The following is a 15,794-nucleotide window of genomic DNA, read 5'->3' as shown; positions in this document are numbered from 1 at the left end:
CTTTCTTGATAAAAGAGGCTTGCGACCCGCGCACGCCTCGGCCAGAGTATCGGTTTGGGCCAACGGCCGCCCGCCCCTGATCGCAGTAGGGGAACTTTGGCGGTTCGCTCAAGTCTTATATAAGATATAAGACATACGGCCGCGCAGGCGCCAGTCTCACATAGAATGACAAATGCGCAAAAACGCCAGAAAATGCCGGCTTCAACCGGGCAAAACCACGGAGTCCATCATGCCGCACAACACCCTAGACACCCTCAAGAATTTCAAGATCGGCAATAAATCCTGTCAGTACTATTCGCTGCCGGCGCTGGGCAAGTCCCTCGGCATCGACGTGCAGCGGCTCCCGGTTTCGATCCGCATCGTGCTGGAATCCGTGCTGCGCAACTGCGACGGCAAGAAGGTCACCGAAGAGCACGTCAAGCAGTTGGCGAACTGGCAGGCCAATGCCAAGCGCGAAGACGAAATTCCGTTTGTGGTGGCCCGCGTGGTGCTGCAGGACTTCACCGGCGTGCCGCTGCTCGCCGACATCGCCGCCATGCGTTCCGTGGCCGACAAGATGGGCAAGAGCCCCAAGAGCATCGAGCCGCTGGTGCCGGTGGACCTGGTGGTGGACCACTCGGTCATGATCGACTACTTCGGCACCAAGAATGCGCTGGACCTGAACATGAAGCTGGAATTCAAGCGCAACCAGGAGCGCTACCAGTTCATGAAGTGGGGCATGCAGGCGTTCGACACCTTCGGCGTCGTGCCTCCGGGCTTCGGCATCGTCCACCAGGTCAACCTGGAATACCTGGCGCGCGGCGTGCACCTGGACAAGAAGAACAACGTCTACTACCCGGATTCCCTGGTGGGCACCGACAGCCACACCACCATGATCAACGGCATCGGCGTGGTGGGCTGGGGCGTGGGCGGCATCGAAGCCGAGGCCGGCATGCTGGGCCAGCCCGTGTACTTCCTGACCCCCGACGTGGTCGGCGTGGAACTCAAGGGCAAGCTGCGCGGCGGCGTCACCGCCACCGACCTGGTGCTGACCATCACCGAAATGCTGCGCCGCGAGAAGGTGGTGGGCAAGTTCGTCGAATTCTGCGGCGAAGGCACCGCCAGCCTGTCGGTGGCCGAACGCGCCACCATCGGCAACATGGCGCCGGAGTACGGCGCCACCATGGGCTTCTTCCCGGTCGACGAGCGCACCATCGACTACTTCCGCGGCACCGGCCGCACCGAAGACGAAATCGCCGCCTTCGAGGCCTATTTCAAGGCCCAGAAGATGTTCGGCGTGCCCAAGGCAAAGGACATCAATTTCACCAAGCTGCTGACGCTGGACCTGTCCACGGTCGCGCCGTCGCTGGCGGGCCCGAAGCGTCCGCAGGACCGCATCGAGATCGGCAACGTGAAGAACACCTTCATCGACCTGTACTCCAAGCCGGTCGCTGAAAACGGCTTCAATCAGCCCGCCGAAAAGCTGGGCCAGACCTTCACCACCAGCGCTGGCACCCAGGTCAAGAACGGCGACGTCCTGATCGCCGCCATCACGTCCTGCACCAACACCTCCAACCCCAGCGTTCTGCTGGCGGCCGGCCTGCTGGCCAAGAAGGCCGTGGAAGCCGGCATGACGGTGCCCAAGCACATCAAGACCTCGCTGGCCCCCGGATCGCGCGTGGTCACCGAATACCTGACCAAGACGGGTCTCCTGCCCTACCTGGAAAAGCTGGGCTTCGATGTGGCCGCCTACGGCTGCACGACCTGCATCGGCAACGCCGGCGACCTGACCCCGGACCTGAACGAAGCCATCACCGGCAACGACCTGATCTGCTCGGCCGTGCTCTCGGGCAACCGCAACTTCGAGGCCCGCATCCACCCGAACATCAAGGCCAACTTCCTGGCCTCGCCCCCGCTGGTCGTGGCTTACGCCCTGGCCGGCACCGTCACGCGCGACCTGATGACCGAGCCCGTGGGCCGCGGCAAGAACGGCGACGTGTGGCTGGGCGACATCTGGCCGACCACCGAGGAAATCGAATCGCTGCTGAAGTACGCCCTGGATCCCAAGGCCTTCGAGGCCAACTACGGCCAGGTCAAGAGCAATCCCGGCCAACTCTGGGAGAACATCAAGGGCGTGACCGGCGACACGTACAACTGGCCTGATTCCACCTACATCGCCGAGCCGCCCTTCTTTGACGGCTTCGGCATGACGCCGGGCGCGATGCCGACGGTCAAGAACGCCCGTGCGCTGGGCGTGTTCGGCGACTCGGTCACCACCGACCACATCTCGCCGGCCGGCTCCATCAAGGAGACCTCGCCCGCGGGCAAGTGGCTGAAGGAAAACGGCGTCATGAAGGCCGACTTCAACAGCTACGGCTCACGCCGCGGCAACCACGAAATCATGATGCGCGGCACCTTCGCCAACGTGCGCATCAAGAACCTCATGATTCCGGCGCTGCCGGACGGCAGCCGCTTCGAGGGCGGCGACACCCTGTTCCAGCCCACCGGCGAACAGATGTCCATCTATGACGCAGCCATGAAGTACGTCGGCGCGGGCACCCCCACCGTGGTGTTCGGCGGCGAAGAGTACGGCACCGGCTCGTCGCGCGACTGGGCGGCCAAGGGCACCCAGCTGCTGGGCGTGAAGGCCGTGATCACCCGCAGCTTCGAACGCATCCACCGCAGCAACCTGGTCGGCATGGGCGTGCTGCCCCTGCAGTTCAAGGGCGCGGACAGCGTGCAGTCGCTGGGCATCACCGGCGAGGAAACCTACGACATTTCCGGCCTGGAAAACGGCATCAAGCCGATGCAGGACGTGACGCTGACGATCACCCGCAAGGACGGATCGAAGCAGGACGTCACGGTGCTGCTGCGCATCGACACCCCGATCGAGGTGGACTACTACCAGCACGGCGGCATCCTGCCCTTCGTGCTGCGCCAGCTGCTGGCTGCCTGATCTTCTGACAGGCAAAGCAATGGCCCGGGAACCGCGAGGTTCCCGGGCCATTTTCATTGCGGCCTGCGCGGCGCCGCGGCCGCGCTTGGGATCAGTCCGCGAACTCGTAGGCATCCATCGCCAGCGCGCCGTACGAGATTTCGTCGGTCAGGCGCCGGAAACCGGCTCCGCCTGCACCCAGCGCCACGTACAAGGGCATCAGGTGGTCGTCGTGCGGATGGGCCTGCGCCGCGCCCGGCGCCTGAGCCTCCCAATCCAAGAGCGCCGCCAGGTCATGGCCGCTCAGCTTGTCCGCGTACCACTGCTGGAAAGCCGGCACGTAAGGCAGCGCGGGCGCGTCTTGCGGCATGCGCACGTGGCGCAGGTTATGCGTCAGCGAACCGGAGCCGATGACCAGGATGTCTTCGTCCCGCAGCCGGGCCAGCGCGCGGCCCAGTTCCAGTTGGCCAGCCGCGTCGCGCCCCATGTCCAGGGACAGTTGCACCACCGGCACGTCCGCTTCCGGATAGAGGTAGCGCAGTGGCACCCAGGCGCCATGGTCCAGCGGCCGTCGGGGGTCCAGGTCTGCAGCGATACCCGAGTCGGCCAGCAGGGCCTGCACCCGCGCCGCCAACTCCGGCGAACCGGGGGCCGTGTACTGCAATTCATAGAGTTCCGGCGGAAAGCCGCCGAAATCGTGCCAGGCCACCTGGCGGTCGCGGGTGGACAGCGCCAGGCCCTCGCCCATCCAGTGCGGCGAGACCACCAGGATGCCCTTGGGCTTGCGGCCCTGCTCGGCGCTCCAGGCGGCGAGCGCCGGGCCGGTCAGTCCGGGTTCCACGGCGAGCATGGGGGATCCATGGGATACGAAAAGCGTAGGCCAACGCATGGCGGTGCCTCCTGATATTGAGTAGATGGCTAGATTTTCCGCCGATTCTTCTCAGCAATAAACCACTTGACTCGGCATTATCTGTTGCTTATTTAGCATCAATCACACCGTGGCGCCGTTGTTGCGCCCCGCCGCCGGAGGTGCGCGCCGCCGTCCGCGCCGGGCGTTAAACTACACAGTTGCACACTTACTGGACGCTCCCCGAAGTTATGGCCCGATCCCGCAGCCAATCCGCTCCCCGCCTCACCCGTGACGCCGCCAAACTGGTCGCGCTTGCCCAGGCGCTCAACCGCTCGGGCAGCCGCCTCGAAGACGTGTTCTGGGAGAACCAGCTTGGCGTAGCGATTCCGAAGCTGCTGAAGGCGGGGCAGGATGCCCCCCTGGAAGCGGCCCTGGACCACCTCGCCCAGAGCGACGTGGGCGCATACGAGATCCTGATCGAACAGGCCGAAACCCTGTCCGAATCGATGAAGATCGAGAAAAATGGCGTCCACTACGACATTTTGCTGGTCGTGGCCCCCATCGTCGCCTGGACCCGCTACGCCATTCCGACCGGCCCGATCGCCGCCGGCGCGCAACAGGCCCTGATGGCGCAATTGCATGGGCATGTCCTGTCCAGCAAGGCCCGCAGCTCGCTGATGCCGGTGCTGGTCAGCGTGGACCAGATGCCGCGCACCTTCTCCGAAACCTGGCAATGGCTGCAGCGCCTGGGCACCCAGGCGCTGGGCGCAGAAACCGCCAAGCCCGCCTTGAACACCGAGACCGAAACGGCCAACATGCTGGCCGATACGCGCTACATCGTGGCGGCCGTCGCGGTGCCCGAAGGCGAGCCGATCTTCCGCTGGCAGGAACAGCTGGGCGAAGCCGACGCCAGCCGCGATGCCTGCCAGGAACAATGGGCGGCGCAGGCCCAGCCGACCCTCGCCAATCTGCTGCCGGGCTGCGGTTTCGAAGCCCTGCTGCCCGACGCCTACTATGTCAGCAACCGTGAAGCCGACCGGCGCGTGCGCCCGCTGTCGCTGCGTGCAGCGGTCAGCTGGCTCGAGGGCGCGGTCAGCCTGGAAGCCTCCCAGTTGCGCGCGGTGGTGGCCGGCTGCGGCGAAAGCCGCATCGACGAGTACCGCATCGGCTTCACCGCGCGCAGCAGCAACGACGTGTACTACGGCTGCGTCTGGCCGCTGTATGGGCGCGAGGAAGACCTGCCGGCTGACGAAGGCCAGCCCGACGTGGTGGACGAGATCGCCGCGCTGCTCAAGGAATACGGCGTCACCGAAGTGCGCCGCATCCCCGGCGTGCTGCCTCCCGAGTACTGTGAAGACTGCGGCGCGCCCTACTTCCCGAATCCGCTGGGCGAACTGGTGCACGCCGAACTGCCCGAGGACGCGGAAGCCTCGCCGGCCAAGTTCCACTAGGCGGCAATGCAAGCGGACATCTTCTGCCGGGTCGTCGACAACTATGGCGACATCGGCGTCTGCTGGCGGCTGGCGCGCCGGTTGGCGCATGGCCGCGGCTGGGATGTGCGCCTGTGGGTCGACGACCTGGCCAGCTTCGCCCGCATCCAGCCCGGGATCGCCACGGATAGCCCGCGCCAGCAACTGGCGGGCATCGACATCGTGCACTGGACCGAATCCCCGGATCCGGCGCTCGCCGCGCGCGATGTGGTGATCGAGGCATTCGCCTGCGATCCCCCCGAGGCATTCCTGGAGAGCATGCGGCGTGAGCATCCGGCCTGGGTCAACCTGGAATACCTGAGCGCCGAATCCTGGGTGGAAAGCTGCCACGGCCTGCCCTCGCAGCGGCCGGACGGGCTGATCAAGCACTTTTTCTTTCCCGGCTTCACCAGCGCCACCGGCGGACTGCTGCGCGAGCCGGGCCTGTCGGCGGAGCGCGACGCCCTGCAGGCATCGCCGCAAGACCAGGAAGCCTTCCTGCGGTCGCTGGGCGTGCCGCAGGACCTGCTGTTGCGCCGCCGCGACGGCGCGCGCGCCGTGTCCCTGTTTTGCTATCCGACGGCGCCGGTAACGGCGCTGGCCGAGGCTCTGGCGGCGGATCCGCGGCCCACCCTGCTGCTTGCCCCCGAAGGCGTGGCCCCCGGGCTGGAAGCCGCCTGCGCGGCGCCGGGCGCGCCGGCGGTGGCCCGGCTGCCCTTCGTGGCGCAGCCGGATTTCGACCGTCTGCTGTGGTGCTGCGACCTGAATTTCGTGCGGGGCGAGGATTCCTTCGTCCGCGCCGCCTGGGCCGCGCGCCCGCTGGTCTGGCAGATCTATCCCCAGGACGAAAACGTGCATCTGGAGAAACTGGAAGCGTGGCTGGCGCGCTATCCGGCCCCGGAAACCGCCCAGACGCTGATCCGGGCCTGGAACGAGCCGGAAACGGGCGCAACCGCTGCGGCGCTGTCTGCCGCCCTGGCGCCAGCCGCCTGGGGGGACTGGGCCAGCGCCGCGCGGGCTTGGGACGCAAGCCAGGCCGCGCTACCGGATCTTGCCGAAAATCTGGCTGATTTTTGCGCAGACTTGGCCAAGAAACGTTAGAATAGAGAGTTTTCCGAGCGCCCTGTATTTGTCGGGCCTCAACTATGACGCCTCCCGGGGTGTGCACGAAGCCGCTAGACGCTATAGCTGCGGCGGCTTTTTGCAAGCACGGCGAGTGCACCCATCACCCCCGGAGTTTTATCGATGAAAACCGCTCAGGAATTGCGAGTCGGCAACGTGGTCATGGTCGGCAAGGATCCCCTCGTGGTCCAGAAAGCCGAATACAACAAGTCGGGCCGTAACGCCGCTGTTGTGAAGCTGAAGTTCAAGAACCTGTTGACCGCCTCGGCCAGCGAATCGGTCTACAAGGCCGACGAAAAGTTCGAAGTCGTCCAGCTCGACCGCAAGGAGTGCACCTACTCCTACTTCGGCGACCCGATGTACGTCTTCATGGACGAAGAGTACAACCAGTACGAAATCGAAGCCGAGAGCATGGGCGACGCCCTGAACTACCTGGAAGAAGCGATGCCCGTGGAAGTGGTCTTCTACGACGGCCGCGCCATTTCGGTTGAACTGCCCACGACGCTCGTGCGCGAAATCACCTACACCGAACCCGCCGTGCGTGGCGATACCTCGGGCAAGGTGACCAAGCCCGCCAAGATCAACACCGGCTACGAACTGAACGTGCCGCTGTTCTGCGCCATCGGCGACAAGATCGAAATCGACACCCGCACGAACGAATACCGCAGCCGCGTCAACAACTGATCCGGCAAGCAGGCAAGAAAAAGCCAGACCTTCGGGTCTGGCTTTTTTATTGCCGTCTGCCTGACCAATCTTGCGGCCCTTGCTTGAAGGCATATAGCCGGACCACATGGGACCTGCCCTAGTCCCAAATTGGGACTAACATTGCGCTATGCGACTCATAGCCTTAAGCGCCCTCCGCCAGTTCTGGGAAAGGTACCCAGCGGCAGAACAACCCCTCAAGGCGTGGGTGGACGAGGCCAGCAAGGCGCAATGGAAGCAGCCTGCGGATATCAAGGCTCAGTATTGCCACGCCAGCATCCTGAAGAATCGGCGTGTGGTGCTCAACATCAAAGGCAATGATTTCCGCCTGATTGTGGCAATCGCATTCAACTTGAGCATCGTCTACGTGAAGTTCATCGGCACTCACGCGGAGTACGACAAGATTGACGCCGAAACCGTGGAAATGGAATGAACATGGAAATCCGCCCCGTACATACCGAGGCCGATTACAAGTCGGCGCTCAAGGAAATCTCCCGGTTGATGGAGTCTGATCCTGAACTGGGCACACCTGACGGTGACCGCCTGGACGTGCTGGCCACCTTGGTGCAAGCGTATGAAATGAAGCACTATCCGGTCGATCTGCCAGACCCTGTCGAGGCCATTAAATTCCGGATGGAGCAAGGCGGCCTGACCCCTAAGGATCTGGAGCCTATGATCGGCAAGCGCAACCGTGTATACGAAGTGCTGAACCGCAAGCGCGGTTTGACATTGCCAATGATCTGGCGTTTGCACACCGAGCTCGGCATTCCCGCAGAAAGCCTTATTCGGCCACCGGCTCACGCCTAATAACTGAAACGCGCTCATTCATCGACGACTTCCTGACGAAGCGGAATGCTTGCGCTGACCGCGGCAACACTCTGCCTAAGCTGGAGAACTGCGACTGTGGAAATTCGCCGTGCAAAGCTGGTGCCCGAGTTGCTTGTCGCAGATATCGCGGCAAGTCTGCAATTCTGGGTTGGTCTCTGTGGATTCTCGATCATGTACAGCCGCGAGGAAGACGGCTTCGTATATTTGGACCTCGACGGAGCGCAAGTCATGCTCGTCGAACGGCGCGGCGACAACGGTTGGATCACAGGTCCGTTGAGCGTGCCGCTGGGCAGGGGAATCAATTTCGAAATCGATGCGCCCTCTGTGGAGCCCTTTCTTGCCGCGCTTGCTAACGCCAAATGGCCCCTGTTCCGGAATCCGGTAGAGCAGTGGTATCGGGGCAATGACGTTGAAATCGGCGTGCGCGAGTTCCTGGTTCAGGACCCTGATGGTTATCTGCTGCGCTTCTCGGCCAAGATCGGTGAACGCAGGCATACCACCTGACATTCCGTACGCCCGTTCCCCTGTCCGAATCGGCTAGGGGCGGCGCAGCGGGTCACTGCAGGCGCTCGTCATCCAGAAAATCCGGCACCGCCATGACGTCGATGCCGTCCTCGGCCAGCGATTCGCGCTCTTCCGGCGTTGCCGTGCCGCGGATGGGACGGTCGTCGGCATCGCCTTCGTGGATGCGGCGCGCCTCTTCGGCGAAGCGCGGCCCGACGTTTTCGGTGTTGCGCAGCAAGGCGCGCACCTGGCGCATGACGACTGCCTGCAATGCGGCCATTTTTTCCGCGTCGGACGCGTTGGCCGGCAACGCCGGCGGCTGGGCGGCTGGCGCGTGCAGGTGGGCGACGTTCAGGCGCGGCGCGGACAGCCGCTTGGTGATGCTGGCCGAACCGCAAACCGGGCACGTGACCAGGCCACGCGCCTGCTGCGCGTCATAGTCTTCGTGCGAACCGAACCAGCCCTCGAAAATGTGGCTGTGTTCGCACTGGAGGTCGAAAACTTTAAGTGCCATGGCGTCTATATGGGGTGCAACTCCCAGAATACAAGAAAGCGCCCCAGGGCAGGCGCTTAGCCCCTGCGTGCGCAATGCCTATTCACGGCCGGCCAAGACAAAGCGGGCCCGCAGGCCCGCTACTCAGCCTGCCCTGCGGGTTACTTGCCGCGGTTCTGGGCCGCCGGGTTCCCCACTTGCGCCTGCTGCGCCTGCAAGGCGTCGATCTGGCGTTGCAGATCGCGCAATTGCTGGCGCACGTCCTTCTGCTGGTCAGCCAGCGCCGTGGCTTCCTGGCGCGACTGCTCCTGGCGGGCCGCGACCTGCTCTTCCTGCTGCAGGCGCACCGCGCGATCGGCCTGCAGGGTGCTCAGTTCGGCGCTGCGGCTGGCCAGCAGCTTCTCGGCGTGCGCGTATTCAGCCTGCATCTTGATGCGCTTGATATCCACTTCGGCCAGCTCGGCGGATTGGGCGACGAAGGCGCGGTAGGTGGCTTCGGCCTGCTTGTCCGACTTGCTCTTCACCACGCGCCAGAAATCCTTCTGCTGGAACAAGGCAACGTAATAGGTCAGGTCGTCCGGCTTGAACAGCAGGCTGGCGCCGTAGGTGCCGTTATAGGCAGTACGCAGCTCCGACACCTGGCGGCTTTGGATCAGGCCTTGCAGCTCCGACAGCGTGGATGCCGGACGCGCGGCGGGCGGCGGCGCGGGGGGAGTCACGGGCGTGGAGGCCGCCTGCGTGTCCTCGACCTGTTTAACCGTGGCCCGGGGCGCTTCGGATTGTGCGCTGGCGCAAGCGGCCAGGCCGGACAGGGCCGTGCCCAACAGCGCCATGCGGGCGGCGCCACGGATAAATTGGACGTTCATGCCTTCCCCAAAAAAATCGTTGCGGAACTATAGCAATTTATTTCGGCCGGGACAGACCCGCTTACATGCGCCGGCTCCGCAACTGTCGCCCACTACGGGGCATTACCTATTGCGTGTTCACATCGTCGTCTCGGCGAGACCATCGGCGGGTTCTCCCTGGCCCGTCCCGAGTTGCAGCTTGCGCATTTTTTCCCACAACACCTTGCGGCTGATGCCCAAGGTGTGGGCGGTATCCTGACGGCGCCAGCCGTTGGCGTCCAGCGCCGCCAGCACGCGCTCGCGTTCTGCGCGCTCGGCATCGGTGAAGGCGGCGGGCTCGACCCTCGCGGCTGCCGAGGCTGGAGCAGAGTGCAGCGGCTCGGCCAATTGGTCGAAGATGCGTTCGATGCGCGGCGGGTCCCAGGCCTGGAGCTGCCGCCGCACGATCGCGACGCGCTCGGCCACGTTGGACAGTTCACGCACATTGCCCTCGTAGCGCGTGCGCGAGACGCGCTCCAGCAACCACTGCGGCGGTTCCTCCTCCACGCCCAGGCGTTGCAGCAAGGCGCGGAAGATCGCCGCCTTCTCCTGCGGGCCGCGCTGCTCCAGGTTGGGTATGCGCAGTTCGATCACCGCCAGCCGGTAATACAGGTCCGCGCGGAACTCGTCCTGCCCCACCAGCACGCGCAAATCCTTGTTGGTCGCGGCGACCAGGCGGAAGTCCACCGGCACTTCCACGGTCGAGCCCAGCCGCGTCACCGTGTTCTGCTCCAGGACGCGCAAGAGCTTGACCTGCTGGTACAGCGGCAGGTCGCCGATTTCGTCCAGGAACAGCGTGCCGCCGCTGGCCTGCTCGAAATACCCCTTGTGCGCGCCGATCGCGCCGGTGAATGCGCCCTTGGCATGGCCGAAGAAATGCGCCTCGAACAGGCCCTCCGGAATGGCGCCGCAGTTGACCGCCACGAAGGGGCCGTCGAACCAGGCGGCCTGCTCATGCAGCAGGCGCGCAATGCGTTCCTTGCCCACGCCGGTTTCACCATGGATCAGCACGTTGCTGCGGCAGTCTGCATACATGTCCACTTCCGCCAGCAGGTCCCGCATGGTCGCGGAGACGGCAATCAGCGGCTGTTCGCGCCGGGGCGCGGCGCGATTGAGTTGATTCAGCGTGCCCAGCAGCTCATACAACAGCTTGCGCAGGTCCGCGGTGGTGAAGGTCAGCGGCAGCGTGTAGGAGTATTCCGGCGGGTAGTAGCGCGGGTCGCGTCCGCGCGCTTCCGCGGCGACCCAGATGACCGGCAGGCCTTGGGCCGCCAGCCAGTCGTAGCCGCTGAAGCGCTTGTCGCCCATCACCGACACCGACACCAGGGCCACCGCAGGCCGCGCCAGGTCGCGGGGCGGCGGAAACGCGGTGCCGGCGTCCGCCCGCAGCAGCGACACGTCCATGCCCGCCAGGCAACGCTCGGCGCGGCTGGCAATGTCGGAGGTGCCTTCCCAGACGTACACGTCGAATTCTTCGCGCGCGAAATTCTGGCTCATCGCTTGGACCATGCGGGGATGGAAAGGACAGGGGTCAGAGGCTTCATCATCAATACACCAGGCGGGGTTTGCCGCAATCCACGGAAATCAGCGCTACGTCGGTCTGGCCCACGCTCAGGCCCAGCACATTAAGCAGTTGCTGCAACGCCACGGACAACGAACTCAGCAAGGGATCCAGCAGCACCATGACGACCGACAGCACGCCGCCCACCTGCCCGCTGCCGTTCAAGGCCAGCGCGCCGACGGCGTTGACGCGGCACTGCCGGATCGCGTCCGGCACCAGCGCCAGCGCGCAGGTCACGTCGCTGAGGGGGGCCAACAAGAGCGAGTTCAGGATGCCGCCAACCAGTTGCAGCGTGCCGCCCAACACCCCCGTCAAGCCACCCGTGGTCAGACGCGCCCCGAGCTGGTCCATCGCCGTCTTGGACCACTGCATGTCGTTGACGACCTTGGAGATGGTCTTGCCGGCGTTGTTCTTGTCTCCGCCCACCAACTGCGTCGCCAGCTCTGTGCGTTGCGTTTCGGTCAGCGGGGTGCCGGTGTTGAACAAATCCCCCAGGATGCCCCCGATCAGCGCGTCCGTCAGGTTGGAGGCCAGCTTGGACAGGTCCACGTTGGTGGCATTGACGGTGGCGGTGGCGTTGGGCGATGGCGGCGCAGTGAGCGTCACCGACACGGGCGCCGAGGAACTGAACACCGGCAGCGTGAACCGGGCGGTAAGCGGCAATATGCCCAGTACGTTCAAGACCTGATGCCGTCCTATGGCGCCGAATGCGCTGGGCTCGCAGCGGTTCGTGAGCGACTGGAAATTCGCGGCGCTCGGGTCGGTGGCTGACGCCATGCCGGGGAAGCGGCCCAGACAGACGCTGGCCGCAGCCGACGTCACATCGATCATCGCCTGGTTCTCGGCCAGCGGCGCTTCGCACAGCTTGCGCAGCGTACCTGTGGATTGCGCCACGTCGATGATGATGGGCAGATCCACCTTGGTATTCAGGGTGTTGGCCAGCAAGGGCCCGACCAGCGGGATGTTGCTGGTGTTGACGCGCAGATACACGCGTATGCCGGCGCTGATGGCTTGCGCGCCGACACCGCCCACGCCCACGGCAGGCGGCTCGACGATGCGCACCCGGGCGTCCAGGCCCAGCAGCGGCACGCTCAGCCCCAGATTGATCAGGTTGCTGCCGTTGGCGATGGCCAGTCCGGTTTCCAGGATGTTCAGCGCGTTGACCTGGGCCTGCAAGGCAGCGGTGGGGTCGCCGCCCACCACGTTCAGATTCAGCACGCCGCCATCGCCGAACAGCTTCACAGGCAGGTTTAGCGGCATCAAGTCCAACACCGTGTTGATGGCTTCGCTCAACAATCCGACATCGGCGTTGGCGGTTCTCTGCTTGTCGATGACGCTCAGCGTGGCGCGCAAGAGCTGACCCAGGGTCAGGTTGCTCAGCGCCGTCAATTGCTCGGGCGTGCCCACGCCCGCAGCCACCGACAGCGGCAGGCCCAGCGCCTCCAGCAGGCCGGCCGGCGTAATGCCGACATTGGCCAGGCCGGCGGCGTCCAGCACGTCCAGTTGCGTGGGCGACGCCCCCACCGTGGCCAGCAGCTGCGACAGCAGGCCGCCGCGTTCCAGGCGCAATAGCCGCGACCCCACTGTGAAGGTCGCCACGGGTTGGGTGTTGGTCGCCACCGCCGCCACCGACGCCGTGACGCCGCCCACGCCAGGGATAAGATTGGCCAGTTGCTTGCGCGCCGCTACCCGCACTGCGTTATAGGCCTGCCCGCCCGCCGCGTCGAAGACGTGCATGCCGGAGGGATCGGACCGCGTCGGATCCCACACCTTGCATTCCACCGTGAAATCGGCGGCCGTGAACGCATCCAGGATGTTCGGCACATTGGCCAGGGCGGAAGCGCGGCCAGCGGCGGCGGCCCGGGCGCAATCCGCGCTGGAGCCCAGGCTCAGCACCTGGACGGCCGACAGCGCCGCCAGGTCCGCCGCCTTCTGCATTTCGCGCTTCATGTAGAAGCCGTAGCCAAGCTGCAGCACGCCGAGCAACACCACCCCCACCAGCACCGCGAAGACGACGGCGACGGTCATGCTGCCGCGTTGCCGCGACGGCGAGGAAGGATGTGGACGGCCGGCTGACATGCTCTTGCGACTCCATACCCGCATGCGGCGGGGAATACCAACGCCCGGAACCTATTGGACGTTGGGAATTTCCACATTCCGGTCGAACCACACGGGAATGGGATGCTTGAAGCTCTCCAGATAGCGGTTCCAGGCGGCGGTAGACACCGGCCCCAGCACGGGCAAGGCATTGCCAGCGCGCCGCCCGTCGGCCTGCGCCGCCAGCAGCCCGCGCGTCACGTCGCCAAAGCCTTCTTGCGCCGCAGGCGCGGCGGCGGGCGCCTGCGGCAGCGGAGTCTGCACCTGCTGCACCACGGCCCGCTCCGGCATGGCGGACACAGGTTCCGGCGCCGACACGGCGGCAGGCGCCTGAGCGGACGGCGCGCTGCCCGCGGCGCCCGACATGCTGCCCGTCAACGGCGCATTGGATTGCGCCAGGACGGCCGCGGGCGCCTGCGCCGCAAGCGCGCAGGCCACGATGAACAAGGCGTGCTGGGTCGAATGGGACATGGCAGTCTTCCTCAAAACGGGGTTAGCGCACGATGGGTCCGTTACCCAAGCCGTCCATCAAGGGGCTCATCAACGGCATGACGGCCTGTTCGCCGCTGGACACCCGGGTGGCAGGCGCATAGGAAGCGCCCGCCGCCGGGGCCAGCTGGCCGCGGATCTCGGCGGCCAGGCGCAGCACCTGTCCGCGCGCCTCTTCATTCAGTTGCGCCCGCTCCATCAGGCGCTGCGCCTTGAGCGGATCGCCCTCGACCAGCAGCAACACCGCCAGGTTCGCCAGCACCTTGCCGCTTTCCGGCGTCAGTTCGGCCGCCTGCCCCAGCGGCACGCGCGCGCCCGCCGGATCGCCCGCGCGCAGGCGCGCATAGCCCAGGTCGCCCAGGATGCGCGCGTCCATGGGAGCCAGTTTGGCCGCCCGCGAAAAATAATCGGCCGCCTGGTCGAACTGCCCGCGCGAACCGGCGATCAGACCCAGGCCGTGCCAGCCCTCGGCCGCCTGGTCGGTGGCGGTAAGCGCGCGATAGGCCTGTTCGCTCAGCGCCGCCTGCCCGGTCTGGCGCAGCGCCTCGGCGCGCAGCACGGCCACGCGCGCGTCGTTGCCGTACTTCTGCTGATAGCCGTCGATGTACGCGAGCGACGCGAAATAGCGTTCCTGGCGTTGCGCCTCGACGATCATGGACAGCATCATCTCGGGTTCCTTGGGCCGGCTCTTGCTCTGGGCCTCGTCCTCCTTCTGCCGCAACAGCGCCTGCTCCTGCTGCTGTTGCTGGATCAGTTGCCAGGCGGATTCCGCGTTGTTGGTCTTGCATCCACTCAAACCCGCGCCCGCCGCCAACACCGTGACGACAAGCACGCAGCGCCATGCGCGCGAGCTGCTTTCCGTTGCGCCGTTCATTACATCCCCCCCATGCGCGACAAACCGCGCAACACCGCGATGAACCCAGCCCCGCCCGTCACGATCAACAGCGCGGGCAATAGCGTCACGATCATGACCCCGGTCATCTTGACCGTGGTCTTGCCTACCTTCTCCTTCAGTTCCAGGCGCCGCTTGTCGCGCAGGCGTTCGCCGAAGCGGTTCAAGGGCTCCTGCACCGCGCCGCCGTGCTGGTCCACCTGCGCGATCAGGCGGCAGATGGCGGACAGGTCGTCGTTGTCGAAGCCCGTGGCCATCCTGGCCAGCGATTGTTCGCGCGTGCGGCCACGCACATAGAGCTCGGACGCCAGCCGCAATTCGAATGACAGCACCGGCAGCACCTGGCCGAACTCCTTGACCAGCACCTGCAGGCTCTGGTCGATCGACAGGCCCACGCCCTGCAACAGGCGCAGCAGGTCAATCAGCAAGGGCAACTCATCGGCCGCTTGCCTGCGACGGCGCGCCAGGCGCCGCTGCACGATCCATTTGGGCAGCATGTAGCCGACAGCGAAAGCCATGAAGGCCACGACGAAAGCCCCCAGCGGCATATCCGGAAGATGCTTGTGCCAGTCCAGCATGACCGCCGCCACGGGCAGCAGGATCGCCAGGCCAAGCCGGATCAGGACGAAGCGCGAACGCGCGGTGCCGGGGTTGGCATAGCCGGCCATGTCCACCAGCTTGCGGTCCTCGGCGGCCAGCAGCGCATCGGCCAGCCGGCCTTCGCTCAGGCGCTTGCCGAACGTGTCGGCCGCCCGCGCGGCCGCCGCCAGCCTGCCCTGCCCGCCTTCGCTGCGCACGGCCGCCGACGCCCTCGCGCCGTCGCGCGCGGCCAGCGCCTGATCCACCACCTGGCGACTGCGGCCCTGGCTGCGCAGGCGCCGCGCCATGCCCAGGCCCAGCACCACCAGGCCAGCCGCCACCAGCATCAGCGCCATCGCCAGCACGGTGGAAGCGTTCCAGGATTGCAGGATTTGCATGGCGCCCCTCCG

At 65.6% G+C, this 15,794-nt stretch carries 15 protein-coding genes; 7 read left to right on the top strand and 8 right to left on the bottom strand.

Going from position 1 to position 15,794, the window contains the following annotated elements; genetic code table 11:
- The first annotated feature begins 229 nt into the window (after nucleotides 1-229).
- The gene (gene acnA, locus IB258_RS04965) at nucleotides 230-2,935 is read left to right on the top strand and encodes an aconitate hydratase AcnA (protein WP_054452985.1); all 2,706 of its coding nucleotides are present in this window, start codon (nucleotides 230-232) and stop codon (nucleotides 2,933-2,935) included.
- Nucleotides 2,936-3,026: 91 nt separating this feature from the next.
- On the opposite strand, the gene IB258_RS04960 is transcribed toward acnA, so the two are convergent.
- On the bottom strand, nucleotides 3,027-3,803 hold the full coding sequence (locus IB258_RS04960; RefSeq protein ID WP_082400875.1) for a class III extradiol ring-cleavage dioxygenase: 777 nt from the start codon (nucleotides 3,801-3,803) through the stop codon (nucleotides 3,027-3,029).
- Between the two features lie 209 nt (nucleotides 3,804-4,012).
- Here IB258_RS04960 and IB258_RS04955 point away from each other — a divergent pair, with 209 nt between their 5' ends.
- The 6 genes from IB258_RS04955 (at nucleotide 4,013) to IB258_RS04930 (ending at nucleotide 8,389) form a co-directional block, all read left to right on the top strand.
- The gene (locus IB258_RS04955; protein ID WP_054452990.1) at nucleotides 4,013-5,215 is read left to right on the top strand and encodes a DUF2863 family protein; all 1,203 of its coding nucleotides are present in this window, start codon (nucleotides 4,013-4,015) and stop codon (nucleotides 5,213-5,215) included.
- 6 nt (nucleotides 5,216-5,221) lie between these two features.
- Nucleotides 5,222-6,334 (top strand): elongation factor P maturation arginine rhamnosyltransferase EarP, encoded by a 1,113-nt coding sequence (earP, locus tag IB258_RS04950; protein ID WP_192352253.1) that lies wholly within the window; start codon nucleotides 5,222-5,224, stop codon nucleotides 6,332-6,334.
- Between the two features lie 144 nt (nucleotides 6,335-6,478).
- On the top strand, nucleotides 6,479-7,039 hold the full coding sequence (efp, locus tag IB258_RS04945) for an elongation factor P (protein WP_006225610.1): 561 nt from the start codon (nucleotides 6,479-6,481) through the stop codon (nucleotides 7,037-7,039).
- Nucleotides 7,040-7,187: 148 nt separating this feature from the next.
- Nucleotides 7,188-7,490 carry a type II toxin-antitoxin system HigB family toxin gene (locus tag IB258_RS04940; RefSeq protein ID WP_192352252.1) on the top strand — a complete coding sequence of 101 codons (303 nt, stop codon included), beginning with the start codon at nucleotides 7,188-7,190 and terminating at the stop codon, nucleotides 7,488-7,490.
- Nucleotides 7,491-7,492: 2 nt separating this feature from the next.
- Entirely contained in the window at nucleotides 7,493-7,864 is a 372-nt protein-coding gene (locus IB258_RS04935) for a type II toxin-antitoxin system HigA family antitoxin (protein ID WP_346546232.1), read from the top strand.
- Nucleotides 7,865-7,909: 45 nt separating this feature from the next.
- Nucleotides 7,910-8,389 carry a VOC family protein gene (locus IB258_RS04930; RefSeq protein WP_225590288.1) on the top strand — a complete coding sequence of 160 codons (480 nt, stop codon included), beginning with the start codon at nucleotides 7,910-7,912 and terminating at the stop codon, nucleotides 8,387-8,389.
- 52 nt (nucleotides 8,390-8,441) lie between these two features.
- Here IB258_RS04930 and IB258_RS04925 read toward each other — a convergent pair whose 3' ends face one another.
- The 7 genes from IB258_RS04925 to IB258_RS04895 all read right to left on the bottom strand — a co-directional run bounded on the left by IB258_RS04925 (nucleotide 8,442) and on the right by IB258_RS04895 (nucleotide 15,782).
- Nucleotides 8,442-8,903, bottom strand: a complete 462-nt coding sequence (locus IB258_RS04925; RefSeq protein WP_054452999.1) for a DUF1178 family protein — start codon at nucleotides 8,901-8,903, stop codon at nucleotides 8,442-8,444.
- A gap of 140 nt (nucleotides 8,904-9,043) precedes the next feature.
- Nucleotides 9,044-9,748: a DUF2968 domain-containing protein gene (locus tag IB258_RS04920; RefSeq protein WP_054453001.1), complete on the bottom strand. Its 705-nt coding sequence runs from the start codon at nucleotides 9,746-9,748 to the stop codon at nucleotides 9,044-9,046.
- A 117-nt stretch (nucleotides 9,749-9,865) separates the two neighbouring features.
- The gene (locus tag IB258_RS04915; protein WP_175163168.1) at nucleotides 9,866-11,263 is read right to left on the bottom strand and encodes a sigma 54-interacting transcriptional regulator; all 1,398 of its coding nucleotides are present in this window, start codon (nucleotides 11,261-11,263) and stop codon (nucleotides 9,866-9,868) included.
- Nucleotides 11,264-11,312: 49 nt separating this feature from the next.
- Nucleotides 11,313-13,355, bottom strand: coding sequence for a pilus assembly protein TadG-related protein (locus IB258_RS04910; RefSeq protein ID WP_192328787.1), 2,043 nt, complete (start codon nucleotides 13,353-13,355; stop codon nucleotides 11,313-11,315).
- A 102-nt stretch (nucleotides 13,356-13,457) separates the two neighbouring features.
- Nucleotides 13,458-13,895 carry a DUF3613 domain-containing protein gene (locus IB258_RS04905; RefSeq protein ID WP_054453004.1) on the bottom strand — a complete coding sequence of 146 codons (438 nt, stop codon included), beginning with the start codon at nucleotides 13,893-13,895 and terminating at the stop codon, nucleotides 13,458-13,460.
- A gap of 22 nt (nucleotides 13,896-13,917) precedes the next feature.
- On the bottom strand, nucleotides 13,918-14,787 hold the full coding sequence (locus IB258_RS04900; protein ID WP_054453006.1) for a tetratricopeptide repeat protein: 870 nt from the start codon (nucleotides 14,785-14,787) through the stop codon (nucleotides 13,918-13,920).
- Nucleotides 14,787-15,782: a type II secretion system F family protein gene (locus tag IB258_RS04895; protein WP_192352251.1), complete on the bottom strand. Its 996-nt coding sequence runs from the start codon at nucleotides 15,780-15,782 to the stop codon at nucleotides 14,787-14,789. Before IB258_RS04895 ends, IB258_RS04900 begins: the two co-directional genes overlap by 1 nt.
- Between the last annotated feature and the right edge of the window lie 12 nt (nucleotides 15,783-15,794).

The sequence above is a fragment of the Achromobacter sp. ACM02 genome (assembly GCF_014851605.1).
Classification (GTDB): domain Bacteria; phylum Pseudomonadota; class Gammaproteobacteria; order Burkholderiales; family Burkholderiaceae_B; genus Achromobacter; species Achromobacter aegrifaciens.
This window is presented reverse-complemented; position numbering and strand designations above follow the sequence as displayed.

Excerpts from the sequence above, each read along its gene's own strand:
- acnA (WP_054452985.1), top strand. The coding sequence starts at position 230 with ATGCCGCACAACACCCTAGACACCCTCAAGAATTTCAAGATCGGCAAT.
- IB258_RS04960 (WP_082400875.1), bottom strand. The coding sequence starts at position 3,803 with ATGCGTTGGCCTACGCTTTTCGTATCCCATGGATCCCCCATGCTCGCC.
- IB258_RS04955 (WP_054452990.1), top strand. The coding sequence starts at position 4,013 with ATGGCCCGATCCCGCAGCCAATCCGCTCCCCGCCTCACCCGTGACGCC.
- earP (WP_192352253.1), top strand. The coding sequence starts at position 5,222 with ATGCAAGCGGACATCTTCTGCCGGGTCGTCGACAACTATGGCGACATC.
- efp (WP_006225610.1), top strand. The coding sequence starts at position 6,479 with ATGAAAACCGCTCAGGAATTGCGAGTCGGCAACGTGGTCATGGTCGGC.
- IB258_RS04940 (WP_192352252.1), top strand. The coding sequence starts at position 7,188 with ATGCGACTCATAGCCTTAAGCGCCCTCCGCCAGTTCTGGGAAAGGTAC.
- IB258_RS04935 (WP_346546232.1), top strand. The coding sequence starts at position 7,493 with ATGGAAATCCGCCCCGTACATACCGAGGCCGATTACAAGTCGGCGCTC.
- IB258_RS04930 (WP_225590288.1), top strand. The coding sequence starts at position 7,910 with ATGCTTGCGCTGACCGCGGCAACACTCTGCCTAAGCTGGAGAACTGCG.
- IB258_RS04925 (WP_054452999.1), bottom strand. The coding sequence starts at position 8,903 with ATGGCACTTAAAGTTTTCGACCTCCAGTGCGAACACAGCCACATTTTC.
- IB258_RS04920 (WP_054453001.1), bottom strand. The coding sequence starts at position 9,748 with ATGAACGTCCAATTTATCCGTGGCGCCGCCCGCATGGCGCTGTTGGGC.
- IB258_RS04915 (WP_175163168.1), bottom strand. The coding sequence starts at position 11,263 with ATGAGCCAGAATTTCGCGCGCGAAGAATTCGACGTGTACGTCTGGGAA.
- IB258_RS04910 (WP_192328787.1), bottom strand. The coding sequence starts at position 13,355 with ATGACCGTCGCCGTCGTCTTCGCGGTGCTGGTGGGGGTGGTGTTGCTC.
- IB258_RS04905 (WP_054453004.1), bottom strand. The coding sequence starts at position 13,895 with ATGTCCCATTCGACCCAGCACGCCTTGTTCATCGTGGCCTGCGCGCTT.
- IB258_RS04900 (WP_054453006.1), bottom strand. The coding sequence starts at position 14,787 with ATGAACGGCGCAACGGAAAGCAGCTCGCGCGCATGGCGCTGCGTGCTT.
- IB258_RS04895 (WP_192352251.1), bottom strand. The coding sequence starts at position 15,782 with ATGCAAATCCTGCAATCCTGGAACGCTTCCACCGTGCTGGCGATGGCG.